This window comes from Ructibacterium sp. SJQ-7 (genome assembly GCF_054696575.1).
This window is the reverse complement of the sequence record NZ_CP195193.1, coordinates 1,579,503-1,595,074: the sequence shown is the minus strand read 5'-3', so window position 1 is coordinate 1,595,074 and position 15,572 is coordinate 1,579,503. Positions and strand designations below refer to the sequence as shown.

The 15,572-nt window shown below is 37.9% G+C and carries 15 protein-coding genes and 6 tRNA genes; 14 read left to right on the top strand and 7 right to left on the bottom strand.

From position 1 onward, the window contains the following. Positions 1-47: 47 nt before the first annotated feature. The 5 genes from ACSAMO_RS07340 to ACSAMO_RS07320 form a co-directional block, all read right to left on the bottom strand. On the bottom strand, positions 48-1,805 hold the full coding sequence (locus ACSAMO_RS07340; protein ID WP_147513945.1) for a 1-deoxy-D-xylulose-5-phosphate synthase: 1,758 nt from the start codon (positions 1,803-1,805) through the stop codon (positions 48-50). A 71-nt stretch (positions 1,806-1,876) separates the two neighbouring features. Beyond that, positions 1,877-2,251, bottom strand: a complete 375-nt coding sequence (locus ACSAMO_RS07335) for a MerR family transcriptional regulator (protein WP_147513944.1) — start codon at positions 2,249-2,251, stop codon at positions 1,877-1,879. Positions 2,252-2,430: 179 nt separating this feature from the next. Continuing rightward, positions 2,431-5,061: a pyruvate, phosphate dikinase gene (gene ppdK / locus ACSAMO_RS07330; protein ID WP_412275395.1), complete on the bottom strand. Its 2,631-nt coding sequence runs from the start codon at positions 5,059-5,061 to the stop codon at positions 2,431-2,433. Between the two features lie 198 nt (positions 5,062-5,259). Beyond that, complete coding sequence (locus ACSAMO_RS07325) at positions 5,260-5,856, bottom strand: LOG family protein (protein ID WP_117966155.1); 597 nt, start codon at positions 5,854-5,856, stop codon at positions 5,260-5,262. A gap of 22 nt (positions 5,857-5,878) precedes the next feature. Further along, complete coding sequence (locus ACSAMO_RS07320) at positions 5,879-6,406, bottom strand: nitroreductase family protein (RefSeq protein ID WP_499209028.1); 528 nt, start codon at positions 6,404-6,406, stop codon at positions 5,879-5,881. 149 nt (positions 6,407-6,555) lie between these two features. Here ACSAMO_RS07320 and ACSAMO_RS07315 point away from each other — a divergent pair, with 149 nt between their 5' ends. From ACSAMO_RS07315 to ACSAMO_RS07275, 9 genes are all read left to right on the top strand, one after another. Beyond that, the gene (locus tag ACSAMO_RS07315) at positions 6,556-7,197 is read left to right on the top strand and encodes a PHP domain-containing protein (RefSeq protein ID WP_337599300.1); all 642 of its coding nucleotides are present in this window, start codon (positions 6,556-6,558) and stop codon (positions 7,195-7,197) included. Between the two features lie 135 nt (positions 7,198-7,332). Next, the gene (gene rodA, locus ACSAMO_RS07310; RefSeq protein ID WP_412615338.1) at positions 7,333-8,463 is read left to right on the top strand and encodes a rod shape-determining protein RodA; all 1,131 of its coding nucleotides are present in this window, start codon (positions 7,333-7,335) and stop codon (positions 8,461-8,463) included. Positions 8,464-8,814: 351 nt separating this feature from the next. Then, the gene (locus tag ACSAMO_RS07305; RefSeq protein WP_022229730.1) at positions 8,815-9,069 is read left to right on the top strand and encodes a putative Se/S carrier-like protein; all 255 of its coding nucleotides are present in this window, start codon (positions 8,815-8,817) and stop codon (positions 9,067-9,069) included. Then, positions 9,053-10,177, top strand: coding sequence for an aminotransferase class V-fold PLP-dependent enzyme (locus ACSAMO_RS07300; protein WP_499209027.1), 1,125 nt, complete (start codon positions 9,053-9,055; stop codon positions 10,175-10,177). Before ACSAMO_RS07305 ends, ACSAMO_RS07300 begins: the two co-directional genes overlap by 17 nt. A gap of 130 nt (positions 10,178-10,307) precedes the next feature. Further along, positions 10,308-10,381 (top strand) — tRNA-Gly (locus ACSAMO_RS07295). Positions 10,382-10,387: 6 nt separating this feature from the next. After that, positions 10,388-10,464 (top strand) — tRNA-Arg (locus ACSAMO_RS07290). A gap of 59 nt (positions 10,465-10,523) precedes the next feature. After that, positions 10,524-10,600 (top strand) — tRNA-His (locus ACSAMO_RS07285). A 17-nt stretch (positions 10,601-10,617) separates the two neighbouring features. Next, positions 10,618-10,693: transfer RNA gene (locus tag ACSAMO_RS07280), tRNA-Gln, on the top strand. Beyond that, positions 10,694-10,769, top strand: a tRNA-Lys gene (locus ACSAMO_RS07275). It abuts the tRNA gene before it with no gap. Between the two features lie 293 nt (positions 10,770-11,062). On the opposite strand, the gene ACSAMO_RS07270 is transcribed toward ACSAMO_RS07275, so the two are convergent. Next, positions 11,063-11,138 (bottom strand) — tRNA-Trp (locus ACSAMO_RS07270). 116 nt (positions 11,139-11,254) lie between these two features. Continuing rightward, positions 11,255-11,668, bottom strand: a complete 414-nt coding sequence (locus tag ACSAMO_RS07265) for a peptide deformylase (protein ID WP_499209026.1) — start codon at positions 11,666-11,668, stop codon at positions 11,255-11,257. A gap of 160 nt (positions 11,669-11,828) precedes the next feature. Here ACSAMO_RS07265 and ACSAMO_RS07260 point away from each other — a divergent pair, with 160 nt between their 5' ends. The 5 genes from ACSAMO_RS07260 (at position 11,829) to ACSAMO_RS07240 (ending at position 15,534) form a co-directional block, all read left to right on the top strand. Further along, a complete protein-coding gene (locus ACSAMO_RS07260) occupies positions 11,829-12,548 on the top strand; it encodes a LytR/AlgR family response regulator transcription factor (RefSeq protein WP_337869734.1) in 720 nt (239 codons plus the stop codon). A gap of 275 nt (positions 12,549-12,823) precedes the next feature. Continuing rightward, positions 12,824-13,825, top strand: coding sequence for a sensor histidine kinase (locus ACSAMO_RS07255; RefSeq protein WP_499209025.1), 1,002 nt, complete (start codon positions 12,824-12,826; stop codon positions 13,823-13,825). 87 nt (positions 13,826-13,912) lie between these two features. Continuing rightward, complete coding sequence (locus ACSAMO_RS07250) at positions 13,913-14,068, top strand: AgrD family cyclic lactone autoinducer peptide (protein ID WP_337869738.1); 156 nt, start codon at positions 13,913-13,915, stop codon at positions 14,066-14,068. Positions 14,069-14,070: 2 nt separating this feature from the next. Beyond that, positions 14,071-14,667 carry an accessory gene regulator B family protein gene (locus ACSAMO_RS07245; RefSeq protein ID WP_499209024.1) on the top strand — a complete coding sequence of 199 codons (597 nt, stop codon included), beginning with the start codon at positions 14,071-14,073 and terminating at the stop codon, positions 14,665-14,667. 312 nt (positions 14,668-14,979) lie between these two features. Next, the gene (locus ACSAMO_RS07240) at positions 14,980-15,534 is read left to right on the top strand and encodes a GNAT family N-acetyltransferase (RefSeq protein ID WP_499209023.1); all 555 of its coding nucleotides are present in this window, start codon (positions 14,980-14,982) and stop codon (positions 15,532-15,534) included. Positions 15,535-15,572 lie beyond the last annotated feature (38 nt).

Below are 15,572 nucleotides of genomic sequence, written 5' to 3'. Positions count from 1 at the left end.
ACTGATGTGGAAACACATAAGTTTTTTTTATAATATTTCATCTCTTATTAACCGATTATACCGCAAACGTCCTCTGCAATTTGCTCCGGAGTAAGACGGTTTGCTTTGACGATTTCTTCAGGGTTATATCTGTCAAGAAATTCTTTCTTTAAACCGTAATTCAATACCTTGACGTCAGAATTACCGTAAAATCTTGCAATCTTTTCGCCGAAACCGCCGTCTAAAACACCGTCCTCGACTGTTATAACAATGTCATGGTTTTCTTTAAGCTGTTCCAAAAGCTTATCGTCAGTGCCTGTGATATAAATAGGGTTTATAAGTGTAGGTTTTACACCTGTTTTGTTTTCGATAATTTCAGCCGTTTTTGCACCTACCGAATAGAATGAGCCAAGTGCAACGATTGCAATTTTACTGCCGTTTTGAGTAACTTCGTATTCATTTAGCTTGCTGAAGTCCTTTGTAACCTTTTTGCCGTCTGATACAACACTGATAGGTACACGGATTGCAACAGGGTGGTCGTTTTGCTCAATACTCCAATCAAGCATTGCAAGGTATTCTTCCTTTGTTGTCGGTGCAAGGTAGACAAGATTAGGAATGTTAGACATCATCGGAATATCATATATACCAAGGTGAGTAACGTCATTCATACCGTAAACAGACGCCCAATATACAAGGATTGTTGCGGGACTGTTGTTGATACATAAATCCTGTGAAAGCTGGTCGTAGGTACGTTGAATAAATGTGCTGTAAACACCGTAAACAGGCTTGCCGCCGTTCTTTGCGATACCTGACGCAAGTGCAACGGCTGTTTCTTCGGCGATACCAACGTCAACAAACTGTGAGCCAGCCTCTTTTCTCTTGTCCTCTGTGAAACCGAAAACAGTAGGTGTGGCAGATGTAATTCCGACAACGGTCTTGTCCTCTTTCATTTTCTTTAAAAGAATATCGGCTGTCATTGACGAATAATCTTCTCCGCCGTCTTGCGACATATCGGATTTACCTGTTTCAAGGTTGAATGGACCGCAGTAGTGCCAATTTTCCTTGTTTTCTTCTGCTATTTTGTAGCCCTTACCTTTTTGGGTACAAATGTGAACAACTACCGGATAAGTGCTGTCTTTAACCTGTTCGAATGCGGTGATAAGCGAATCAATGTCGTTTCCGTCTTTTACAAATACATAGTCAAGTCCCATTGATTTGAAAAGATTACATTCCGATTTGCCGTCTGTATCGCGAAGTTGTTTTAGGTTTTTATACAAACCGCCGTGATTTTCTGCGATAGACATATCGTTATCGTTTACAACGATTATAAGATTGCTGTTAAGCTCACTTGCAAAGTCAAGTCCTTCAAGAGCCTCACCGCCCGAAAGTGAACCGTCACCGATTACGGCAATTATATTTTCACTGTCACCCTTTAAATCACGACCTTTTGCAAGACCGCAGGCAAGTGAAACGGAAGTTGAAGTGTGACCGATTGTAAAGAAATCGTGGTCGCTTTCGTCGGGATTGCTGTAACCCGATACGTCATCATACTTGTCCTCGTACAAAAATGCGTCTTTTCTGCCTGTAAGCATTTTATGCGGATAGCTTTGGTGAGAAACGTCATACACAATTTTGTCTGTCGGTGAGTTAAAGACATAGTGAAGTGCGATTGTCGCCTCTACCATACCGAGATTAGGACCGAAGTGTCCGCCGTGTTTGCTTAGTTTTTGCAAAAGTGCTTGACGCATTTCGTCTGCAAGAACGTGAAGCTGTTCACTGTTTAAATTTTTTACGTCTGTCGGTTGATTGATTTTTTCAATATACATTTAAAATTCCTCCATAAGTTTATTTAATGTTATTTACCTATTTTGTTTTGGATACAATGACTTTAGCAACGTCAATCCCATGATAATTCGCCTGTTTTCACAGCTGTTTCGTAACGGTCGATTTTGTAGTTCAGTCGCTTTAATGTGACATTCATTTGTTCCATTTGGTCGAGTAGATTTTTTCTTTGCTCAACCAAAAGCTGAAGTCTTGACGGAATGGTTTCGTCACCCTCTTGAAAAAGTTTAACGTATTCGATAATTGATTCAACAGGCAGACCGGCACTTCGCATACAAATAACGTGCTCAACCCAACCTAAGTCGCTTTCCTGATAATCACGAATACCGCTTGATGTTCGTGTAACAGGCGGTATCATTCCGATACGTTCATAATATCGCAAAGTGTCCTGCGAAATATCGTATTTTTCGCTTACTTCTTTTATAGTCATTAAAATCACCTCGCATATATTTTTTATTTACAAGTATATTATAATACTTGGAGTTTACTCTAAGTCAATAGTTTTTTGAAAATTTTTTGAAATAAATTAAGTGGAGGAGAAAATTTTAAACAAAAAAACAGGCAAAACCGAAAGGTTTTGCCTGTCTGATTATCATATTTGATAATGAATTAGTTTTCTTCGTTAATCTTAGCTTGAGCAGCTGCAAGTCTTGCGATTGGCACACGGAATGGTGAGCATGAAACATAGTCAAGACCAATCTTGTGGCAGAACTCAACTGATGATGGGTCGCCGCCGTGTTCACCGCAGATACCGATGTGAAGTTTTGGATTAACCGGTTTACCAAGCTTAATAGCTGTTTCCATAAGCTTACCGACACCCTTTTGGTCAATCTTAGCGAACGGATCGTTTTCAAAGATTTTAGCATCATAGTAAGCGTCAAGGAACTTACCTGCGTCGTCACGAGAGAAACCGAATGTAAGTTGAGTAAGGTCGTTTGTACCGAAACAGAAGAAGTCAGCTTCGTTAGCGATTTCGTCAGCTGTTAGAGCCGCACGAGGGATTTCGATCATTGTACCAACTTCGTACTTAAGTTCGATACCTGCTGCAGCGATTTCAGCGTCAGCTGTTTCTACAACGACTTTCTTAACGTACTTCAATTCCTTGATGTCGCCGATAAGCGGAATCATAATTTCAGGAACGATTGTCCAATCAGCGTGAGCCTTTTGAACGTTGATAGCTGCACGAATAACAGCCTTTGTCTGCATTTTTGCAATTTCAGGATATGTTACTGCAAGACGGCAACCTCTGTGACCCATCATAGGGTTAGCTTCGTGTAAACCGTTGATAATATCCTTAATAGCCTCAACGCTCTTGCCTTGAGCCTTTGCAAGCAATTCAATATCTTCTTCTTCTGTAGGAACGAACTCGTGTAGAGGTGGGTCCAAGAATCTGATTGTTACAGGGTTACCTTCAAGAGCCTCGTAAAGTTGCTCGAAGTCACCTTGTTGCATAGGAAGAATCTTATTAAGAGCTGCTTCTCTTTCTTCAACTGTATCGGCACAAATCATTTCTCTGAATGCGTCAATTCTGTTGCCTTCAAAGAACATATGCTCTGTACGGCAAAGACCGATACCTTCTGCACCAAGCTCCTTAGCTTTCTTAGCGTCAGCAGGAGTATCTGCGTTTGTACGAACTTTTAGTGTTCTGTACTTATCAGCCCATGACATAATTCTGCCGAATTCACCTGCGATTGATGCGTCAACTGTTGGGATAATACCGTCATAGATATTACCTGTTGAACCGTCAAGTGAAATTGTATCACCTTCGTGATATTCTTTACCGTTAAGTGTAAACTTCTTGTTTTCTTCGTCCATTGCGATGTCGCCGCAACCTGATACACAGCATGTACCCATACCACGGGCAACAACGGCTGCGTGAGATGTCATACCGCCGCGAACTGTAAGGATACCTTGAGCGGCTTTCATACCTTCGATATCTTCAGGAGAAGTTTCAAGTCTTACAAGAACAACCTTTTCGCCTCTTGCAGCCCATTCCTTAGCGTCGTCAGCTGAGAATACAATCTTACCTGCTGCGGCACCCGGAGATGCACCAAGAGCTTTACCCATCGGTGTAGCAGCCTTTAGAGCGGCAACGTCGAATTGTGGGTGAAGTAGTGTGTCAAGGTTTCTTGGGTCGATCATTGCAACAGCTTCTTTTTCTGTTCTCATACCTTCGTCAACAAGGTCACAAGCAATCTTCAAAGCAGCTTGAGCAGTTCTCTTACCGTTTCTTGTTTGTAGCATATAAAGCTTTTTATTTTCAACAGTGAATTCCATATCCTGCATATCTCTGTAGTGATCTTCAAGAAGTTTGCAAACATCCTTGAACTGAGCAAATGCCTCAGGGAATTCTTCTTCCATCTTTGCGATTGGCATTGGTGTACGAACGCCGGCAACAACGTCTTCACCTTGAGCATTTATAAGGAATTCACCCATAAGCTTCTTTTCACCTGTAGCAGGGTCACGAGTAAATGCAACACCTGTACCGCAGTCATCACCCATGTTACCGAATGCCATTGACTGTACGTTTACGGCTGTACCCCATGAATAAGGAATGTCGTTATCACGACGGTATACGTTAGCTCTTGGGTTATCCCATGAACGGAATACGGCTTTAACAGCACCCATAAGCTGTTCTTTAGGATCTGATGGGAAGTCTTCGCCAATCTTTTCCTTATATTCAGCCTTAAATTGTGATGCAAGTTCCTTTAGGTCGTCAGCTGTAAGCTCAACGTCAAAAGTAACTCCCTTTTCTTCTTTCATCTTGTCGATAAGTTCTTCAAAATACTTTTTACCGACTTCCATAACTACGTCTGAATACATCTGAATAAATCTTCTGTAACAGTCCCAAGCCCATCTTGCGTTACCTGACTTCTTAGCGATAACTTCAACAACGTCTTCGTTAAGACCAAGGTTCAAGATTGTATCCATCATACCCGGCATTGATGCTCTTGCACCACTACGAACAGAAACAAGAAGTGGATTTTCCTTATCGCCGAACTTCTTACCTGTGATTTCTTCCATCTTGCCGATGTACTCGTTGATTTCAGCCATAATATCAGGATTGATTGTACGACCGTCTTCGTAATATTGAGTACAAGCCTCAGTTGTAATTGTGAAACCCTGCGGTACCGGAAGACCGATATTTGTCATTTCAGCAAGGTTAGCACCTTTACCGCCAAGCAACTCTCTCATAGTTGCATTACCTTCTGTAAAAAGGTAACAATACTTTTTTGCCATTGGATTCTCCTCCTAAAGTTATAAAAATAGTAGCGACGGCGTCTGCCGCCATATGTCTGTATATTAATTATACCATAAATAAAAGAAATGTCTATATTATTTATTCAATTTTTTTATAATTTGTGAAAAATATATCATTGTTGAGATGTTTTTTTTATAAATCGACAAAAAAACACCGATGTGTCGGTGTTTTTTGGATTATTTTTTTACGTCTTTCATTTCAAATACGTTAATTTTCGGTGCTTTGTATGACTCAATGTAGTCAAGTGTTTCGTCCACGTCATCGAAAACCTTGTAAAGAAGTTTACAGCCGGCTCTCAAAAACTTTTCCTTGACCGCAACTTCAAGCATATCAATCATTGCGTTGTAATATCCGTTTACGTTAAGTATGGCGATAGCTTTGTTATGTCTTTCAAGCTGTTTTAGAGTAAACACTTCAAAAAATTCCTCAAAAGTGCCTATTCCGCCGGGAACAATAACAAAAGCGTCCGCTCTTTCTTCCATTATACGCTTTCTTTCACGCATTGTGTCCGTTCTGATAAGTTCCGTACAGTCTTGGAAAATACGGCCGTCAACACCCATATCTTCATCATCAAAGAAATTCGGTACAACACCGACAATTTCGCCTTTCTTTTCATAAACACCGCGTGCAACCGCACCCATAAGCCCGGATGCACCTGCGCCGTAAACAAGTCCGTGACCTCTGTCAGCAATTTTACGTCCGAGTTCTTCGACTTGGCTGACATAAGATTTATCTATTGTGCTGCTTGACGCTCCAAATACACAAATTTTCATAATACATACCCCTTTCTGCCTATTATTTTTGAGAAAAACTGTTGTAGAAAACAGTTTCGTTTAAATCTTTTCTGCTTGAATGAGCCGCCGCAGGCTCTGCGTCGTCTGACGGATAACCTGTCGGTAAAAATGCAACGGGAACATAATTTTCAGGCAAATTGAATTGCTCTTTTACGTCCTTCGGATTAAATGAGCCTACCCAAGTCGTTCCGAGCCCTACGCTTTTTGCTGCCAACATCATATGCGTTGCAACGATAGCCGCGTCGATTTCACCCTCATCGTGTCCGTCATTTCCACGCGTCCAAGATGTTTCTTTGTCATAACATACAAGGAAATTAAGCGGCGGATTAAATGCAAATTTCGTGCATTTGCTCACCTTTTCAAGTTCTTTTTCGTCGGTAAGTACAAGTATTCTCTGTGGCTGAAAATTTACGGCGGTAGGCGCTGCCTGCATTGCCGCAAGAATATAATCTATCTTTTCTTTCTCTACTTTTTTATCAGAAAATTTTCTGAGCGAAAATCTGTTTTTTACCAATTCTAAAAAATCCATTTTTAATCACTCCTCGTCGTATTCTTTCCTTATTATTGTTATTTTATCATAAATATTATTGTTTGTAAATAAATTAAATTTTAATAATAATTGAATTTTTTATAAGTGTGTGTTATAATATATGCAAATGAGAAAAAGGAGGTTTTCCGATGTATACCGTTGATTTACACAATCACACAAAATTCAGCTATGACGGCTCGAACACACCCGAAGAAATAATCGAAAATGCAATCAGACACGGTGTTGACGTTATCGGTATAACCGACCATCAATTCTCAATCGGTGAAAATCTTCCTATATATTATGAATATATTCAGCATTGTAAAATAAAATATGCCGATCAAATAAAAGTTCTTTGCGGTCTTGAAATCGGTACACGTCCGACACCGCCGGAATCGCTTCCGCGTGCAACGGAAATTTTTGATTATGTACTTTTTGAATGCCTTGACGATACAAGGGCAATAGATTTTTATGAATTTTTGGAATGGCGAAAGCTGTTTAAATGCAAAGCAGGTCTTGCACATACCGATATTTTCAAACTCGGTGAAAGATACGGACTTGATATAATAAAAATTTTACGTGACAACGATATTTTTTGGGAACTGAATACTTCGGGAAATTACATATATTATTATGATTTTCTTACCAACGAAAAGAAACAGCAGATAATCAAAGAAAGCGGAATTCCCGTAAGCGTCGGTTCTGATACGCATTACATTGCGGAATATCGTAAAAAACAAATTCGCCGTGCGAATGAATTATTGCAAAAATTAAATATTCCTTTACCGTGAAAATGACGATTAAATAACGATTTTTAATCGCCGTTTTTTATTGTTAAAAATAAAATCGAAAAAGTTTTAAAAATATTGCTTAAAATCGAATATTGTTATATAATATAAATAATTGGGATAATAGGAGTGATATTTTTGAAAATAAAAAGTGTTTCAAAAAAATCCGTCATACTTATGGAGTTTGACTGGGTTTTGTTTATAGCGACAATCTGTTTGTCGGTGTTTGGAATAGTGATGATTTATTCGGCTACGCGAACATTGCAGTCGAATACGAATGTAATAGTGCAGTCGGGTGCAATGGTTATAGGTTGTGCGGCAATGCTTGTAACGTGTTTTTTCGATTACGAACAGCTTAAAAATCTCGTCAAACCGATTTATATATTCGCCGTCGCGATACTGCTTTTGGTATTGGTGTTTGGTGTCAGCGGCGATTGGGGTGCGAGGAGCTGGATTAGATTCGGTGCAATCGGTATTCAGCCTTCGGAAATCGCAAAGATTTGCTTTATAGTAACTTTTTCGTGTCACTTATCAAAAGTGCATGACGATATAAATAAACCGCTTACGATTTTGGGATTGTTACTTCATATCGGCGTGCTTGTAGGTTTGATTTTGTTACAGCCTGATATGGGTAGTGTGTTGGTATTTTTGTTTATGTTTATATGTCTTATGTTTGTTGCAAAACTTTCATATAAATATATATTGCCGATTGGTGTGGCAGGTGTTGCGTCATTGCCTTTTATATATAAGTATGTACTTTCGGAATATCAGCAGAAACGTATTCAGGTGTTTTTAAATCCAAACCTTGACCCAAGGGGCAGAGGCTATAACGTAATTCAATCTAAAATTGCGGTCGGTTCGGGTCAGCTTTGGGGTAAAGGATATTTGCAGGGAACGCAAAACCAAATGGGTTATTTGCCTACTAAATATACTGACTTTATATTCAGTGTAATAAGTGAGGAATTTGGTTTTATCGGTGCATTGCTTGTTACGGCGGTGCTGTTCTTCATAATTTATAAATGCTTTAAAACCGCTCAAAAAGCCGATAATGCTTTCGGAAGATATATTTGTGTCGGTGTCGGTGCAATGATGTTGTTCCACGCATTTGAAAATATCGGTATGTGTATCGGACTTATGCCTGTTACGGGTATTCCGTTGCCGTTTGTAAGCTACGGCGGTACGTCGCTTGTTGTGAATATGATTGCAATAGGACTGGTGCTTAGTGTGTCGTATCACAATAAGCCGCGAAGTGTGTTTGACGTATACTAATAAAGTGAGCCTGGTGACAAAATGTCACCAGCTCCAAAAATCACATCTGCGATGTAATTTTTGAGTATTTTTTTGAAAAAATCATAAAGTTCCTCCAAAGTCGAAACTTTAGATTTTAAGCCATTTCTGCCGCACAGGTCGTCAGAAATGATTTTTAATGAGGTTGCACCTCAAACTCCCAAAAATAAAGTAGACAAAACCATTATGGTTTTGTCTAAAGTCCGAGGCTGTCGACAAATTGTCGGCAGTCTTTTTTGTTTACTCACAAACTATCGTCGATTGAATATTATATAGTAAGGAGGCAAGAATTTCTCGCTTGCCTTTTTAAAATATTTGAGGGGAGTGAAATTTATGTATATATTGATTGGATCGGTCACTACTGCGACAAGACTTAAAAAAGCTGCAGAAAAAATTATCGGTTTTCCGGCATATGTTGTGCATACGCCGTCCGCTTTAAATCAAGGTGGCTGTTCCTATTCCGTGCGTGTTGATGACCGTGCACTTAATGAAATCAGAAAGATAGCCGGCGATAATGAAATTCCGATTAGACGGATTTATATAGAAAGAACAGTAAACGGGGAGCGTGTTTATGATGTTGTATCTTGATAACGCGGCAACGACTTTGAAAAAGCCTTTGTCGGTGTATGCGACGCTTTTTAAGAGTACCTTGTTTTCGGGCGGAAACGCAGGACGGGGAGGACATAAGATGAGTATGGACGCAGTGCGTGCTATTGTGGATACACAAGATTTGATTGCACAGCTTTTTAATATAAAAAAAGCCGAAAATATTGTTTTTACGCAAAATGCGACGTATGCTCTGAACACTGCCATTCTCGGCACAATGTCAAACGGAGGACATATTGTCGTAACGGAGATGGATCATAACAGCGTTTTAAGACCTGCTTGTTTGCCCGGTAATTACACCGTTGTAAAAGCGGATAAGAGCGGATATGTACACGCGGAAGATGTTGAAAAGGCTGTGAGGAAAGATACAAAACTGATTGTCTGTACCCACGCGTCAAACGTGTGCGGAACAATTCAGCCGGTGTATGCGATAGGAAGAATAGCGAAAAAGCATAAAATACTGTTTTTGCTGGACATTGCACAAACGGCAGGGAGTATAAATATTGATGCGGAAAAAATGAATGCGGATATGATAGCTTTTCCGGGACATAAAGGTCTTATGGGACCGCTTGGAACAGGCGGATTGTATGTGAAAAGTCCGGAAGAACTTGCACCGCTTGTGACGGGCGGAACGGGAAGTAATTCGGAGAGCGTTTCCCAGCCGGAATTTATGCCCGATAAGTTCCATAGCGGTACGATGAATACACCTGCAATTAAGGCTTTGGGGGCAGGGGTTAAGTATGTTATGAAATACGGCGTTGATGTAATAGGTAAGTATGAAAAAATGCTTTCCGAAAAATTTAAAGAAAATTTGATGAATATGGATAATGTTACGGTATACGGGAATGATAACAGTGTTGCGACTGTCGCGTTTAACGTGGCAAAGCTCGGCAGTGAAGAAGTTTTTGAAATGCTTAAGGGCAAAGCGGCGGTAAGAGCGGGTTATCATTGTGCACCGCTCGCACACAGAGCGATAGGTACATCGGATAGGGGAGCGGTCAGAGCGTCGTTCGGAGTTTTTAATTCAAAAAATGATGTGGCGAAAATGACTGATTATGTGTATAAAATCAGTAAAAATGTGTCGGGATAGAGAAATCTGTCCCGGTACATAAAAATGACAAATTTTTTTGAAAAAAGTATTGACAAATGCTTTTTGGTCTGTTATAATTAATCAAGTCAGTTGGTGAGTAGAGAACTCACTGAAAGACAGATTGAATTATGCGGGTGTAGTTCAATGGTAGAATTCCAGCCTTCCAAGCTGGTCGCGTGGGTTCGATTCCCATCACCCGCTCCAATATATGTGTCTGTAGCTCAGTTGGATAGAGCAATTGCCTTCTAAGCAATGGGCCGGGGGTTCGAATCCCTCCAGACACGCCAATTTCTTTTTGGAATTCAAAAAGAGTTTAGTGTGCGTAGATAACTACCGCCATCATATGGTGGGTATAGTTCAGCTGGTTAGAGCGTCAGTTTGTGGCACTGAATGTCGTGGGTTCGAATCCCACTACCCACCCCATTTTAATTTTAATATACAGGGATATAGCCAAGTCGGTAAGGCACCAGATTTTGATTCTGGCATGCGTAGGTTCGAGTCCTGCTATCCCTGCCAGGGCCATTAGCTCAGTCGGCAGAGCACTTGACTTTTAATCAAGTTGTCCGGGGTTCGAATCTCCGATGGCTCACCAAGTGAAACCGCTTAAACGTATGTTTAAGCGGTTTTTTACTGCTTATTATATTTTGAGGCTGTATATTACATGTATATTACCGCTATATTTTGTTTATGGCTCGAATGGATTCGCTTGTGAAAATGTTGTAATTTGTGTTGGAGTGATGATGTTGATGCGATATGATTGAAATAGTTTGTGTAACAGTGAATCACTCTTATCAAACCTTGAATGTTTTTCGGAAAAAGTGTTGGAAAACAAAAAATATAAATAAAAAAGTGTTGAAAACCTTAGGTTTTCAACACTTTTTTATTTGGCAGGGGTACAAGGACTCGAACCTTGGGCACGCGGTTTTGGAGACCGCTGCTCTACCAACTGAGCTACACCCCTATCAGTAAACTGCCTTATTATTCTACTACACAATCGACTATATGTCAATAGTTTTTTATGAATTTACTTTAAATATTTCAAAAATAATCACATTATGTCGATTTGCAATTCTGAAATTATATCAAAACACCGTTACAGTGGTCGATTTCGTGTTGGACGATTTGAGCTGTCCAGCATTCAAAAGTTTTTGTTCTTATTTTAAAATCAAGTGTCTGATACTGCACGCGTATTTTCTTATACCTTTTTATTTTACGAGGGCCGCCGAGCAGGGAAAGACAACTTTCTTCCGTTTCGTATGGGTCAGACCTTTTAATTATTTCGGGATTTAGCATTATCATATATTTTCCGTCATTATCAAAGCATATAATACTTTTATTTACGCCTATCATATTTGCCGCCATACCTACGCATACTTCTTTATGTGCGGTTAAGGTTTCAAGCAAGTCTTGGGCGGTTTGTAAATCGGCGGCTGTTGCCGGTTCTGATTTTAATGCCAAAAATATTGGGTCATGTACAAGTTCTTTAATCATTTTAAAACCTCACAATAATATTGATTACATTTGAATTATAACACAATAGTAACATAAGTCAAGTGTAGGGTAATTTTATTTTTACAGTGAAATATATTGACAAAATAATACAATATAGGATAAAATATTTATGAAATAAATAAAATTGGTGATGAAGAAAATGATGAAATTAAATATAGCGATTTGTGATGACAATAAATTAGTATTGGACAATGAGAAAACACTGATTGAAGAAACGTTGAAAGAGATGAGAATACCATACAAAATGGACAAATACCAAAATCCCGAAAATCTTATTAAAAATGCTTGGCAATACGATTTAGTATTTTTAGATGTGGAAATGGATGAAGTCAACGGAATTGTGGCGGCGGAAAGCATTCACAATGTCAACAAAGAATGTCTGTTATTTTTCGTAACCAATCACGAGGTTTATATGGACTATGCTATGAACGAGTATGCGTTCAGATTTTGGGTAAAGCCTATGTCGAAAGAAAAACTGAAATTTGGGTTAGAATCGGCATTGAAACGGTTGGAGAGCAATAACAAATGTATAGAATTCAACACCGACAGAAATGTTGTGAATATACCGATAAATAAAATTATTTTTATATGTGCCGAGAACAAAAAGACTACTATTGTTACGGTAGACGAAGAATTTGTAATAGACCGACCGTATAAAGCGGTCAAAGATATGATAAATTCATATTTCTTCTACGAGTCGCACGCAAGTTACTATGTGAACTTAAATTATGTGAAAGCATATTCGCCGTCGCACGTAAAATGCGGAATAGGAAATCATGAATATGAAATTCATATGTCGCGAAGAAAATATACGGAATTTAATAAATATTTTATAGATTGGATGGGTGAACAAAAATGAGAATAGATGCAGGATTGATAATTGGAATAGCACTTGAATTTGTAATAATGTTATATTTTGCAAATTCGACGTTACAACCGAAAAAGAATTATTATATAAGCTCTGCGATGTGCTTTGTGGGGTATTTAATTATATTTGCTTTTTCACTGCTTAATCGATTATTTGTTAATGTGGGCGTTTTTATAGTAATCAATTTTTTGATTTTTAATTTGGGTTATAGAATAAATTTTAAAACCTCGATATTTCAAACGATGATGTTGTTGGTGTTTATGTTTTTGGGCGAAATTATAGTAACGTTTACTATGAAAATGGGATTAGACAAGAAAAGCTTTTTAGAAGTCACGCCTCAACAGTCAATGATTATAACGGTGGCGGGAAAATTGATATACTTTTTATTGGTATTTTTTATGAAAATAGTAGACAGGAAAAAGGTAATTTCATCAGAAAAATCTTCTCTGTTGTTAGCTGCAGTTCCTATAATGACTTTTGTGTGTTTAATTATGGTTTATCCGCTGAATATTGACAAGCGTATATTTACTTCGGTTTGTATTATCGCAATAACCTTAAATGTTGTTACTTTTTCGGTAAACGAATTTATGCTTGCGAAAAACAGAAGAATAAGAATACTTGAAGATGAAAATTATAAAAACTGTATTGAATTAGAAGAATACAAGACATTAAACGAAAAATATGAACACAGCAGAATAATGAATCATGATTTCAGAGAACATCTAAATGTTTTGAAAACTTTAATTTCGGAAGATATCCAAAAAGCACAAGAATATGTAGGGAAGATTGAAAAAGAGTGTGAGGATTCAAAAATAGAAAAATACAGTGACAATAATATTCTTAATATATTACTTATTCGCAAGAAAAAAGAATGTGAAGAAAACGGGATTAAGCTAAACATAACTTCAACCAATCCGAAACTTGATTTTATCGACGGAATGGACACTGTTGCTATATTTTCTAATTTGATTAACAATGCAATAGAGGCTTGCTCAAGCTCGGCAAGAAAAGATATATTTATTGATTTATACACAGTTAATAACGCATTTAGTGTTATTAAAGTTGAAAATTATGCCGATAAAGAGCCGATAGTTGTAGAAGGTATGCTTAGAAGCGGAAAAGATGACGGTAATTCTCACGGAATCGGTATTAAGAGTATAAATAATTCATTAAGCAAATATGATGGGAAAATGAGTTGGTCGTATGACAAAGCTAAAGGGATGTTTAGAACCGTTATTTCTATAAATAATTCACAAATTAACATTTGAAAATTATATTGACATTGTTGACATTTAATGTTATAATGTGATTGTAGGAATATAGGTAAACGTAAAGATAAGAAAGGATGTTTTATTATGAAAAAGTTCCTAAACAAAGTAGTTCCAACATTAATCAAGTTTGTACCTGTTTGTGCAGCGTTGATGCTTGTGATTAACAGTAATTCAACATCAACCATTGTAAACGGTCAACCTGAAGCACCAAAAGGACTTAAGAAGTATCGTAAGTTCTGATTATGTTTCGTAAATTTTCGGAATGGGCTGTGGTATATGCCATAAGATTAGGTTACATAAAAGAAGAGGAGCAGGAAGAATATACTTACGGACTTGACCTTGTAATGAGCGTTATTGCAAGTGATTTGACAATGCTTATAATAGGTATAATAATGAAAATGATACCGCAGGTGATTGTTTTTGTATTTATGTACAAGTTCATTCGAAAGTATACGGGCGGATTTCATTGCGAAACAGCCTTGACGTGCTATCTGTCGTCAAGCACGATGTGTATATGCGTTCTGCTTGCGATTAAATATCTTCCGTATAATCTTGGCATATACACAGTCGCAACCGTTTTATCTATTGGGGTACTCTTTGCAATTTCGCCAATCGAGGCTATAAACAAACCTTTGGAAGAAATTGAAGTTAAAGTTTTCGGAAAAAGGGCGAGAATTGTACTTTGTATTACACTTGTAATATTTGGTGTAATTTGTGCGTTTGGTTTGACGGAAATGGTAAAAACAATGGCAATAAGCGTCGTTGATATTTTGCTTTTTGCGGTTATGGGTAAGATAAAATTGTTGAACTACAAAAGGAAAAAAATTGAACAGAATTAACTCGAAAAATGTGACATTTTTACAAATGTCACATTTTTTGCTACCAAGTTTCCGGATTAAGCTACCACTTAGTCGTAAACTGTTTACTTTTTTTTATTTTTGAGATAATATTACTACATCAGATTCATTAAAATTTTATATATTTCAATCGAAAAAACATCGGTTTTTGCATTTCTCCAAAGCAAACGATGTTTTTTTATTTTTACAGGGATATGTTGGAATAACTCGATTAATTTATTTTAGAATGGATTGACGGTAAAATGACTGTGTGATATAATTTTAGTAGTTTATGAGATTAGAGGAGAAATGAAAATGAGTTATATAAGAAATGTTGAATTATCCGACGCGGAAGTGTTGGTTGAAATATACCGTCCGTATGTCGAAAATACAACAATATCGTTTGAATATGAAACTCCGTCTGTAGACGAGTTTAGAAGTCGTATTGAAAATATTTCAAAAAAGTATCCTTACATTGTTATGGTTGAGGACGATGAAATTGTCGGTTATGCATATGCGGGAACGTTCAAAGGACGTAAGGCGTATGATTGGTGCGTTGAAACGACTATATATGTAAGAGAGGACAAAAAAGGTGGCGGATACGGCAAGAAGTTGTATCTTGAACTTGAAGAAAGATTGAAAAAACAAAACATTCTTAATATGTATGCTTGTATTGCGTATACGGACAATGAAGATGGGCATTTGACAAACAACAGTATGCAGTTCCACGAGCATATGGGTTTCAGACTTATCGGCACATTCAAAAAGTGCGGTTACAAGTTCGACAAGTGGTACGATATGATTTGGATGGAGAAATTTATCGGCGAACATAAGGTTAATCCCGACGCGGTGACAAAACCTGAAATTTAGTTTACAATTTTCGATATGTGTGATAGACTATAGGAACA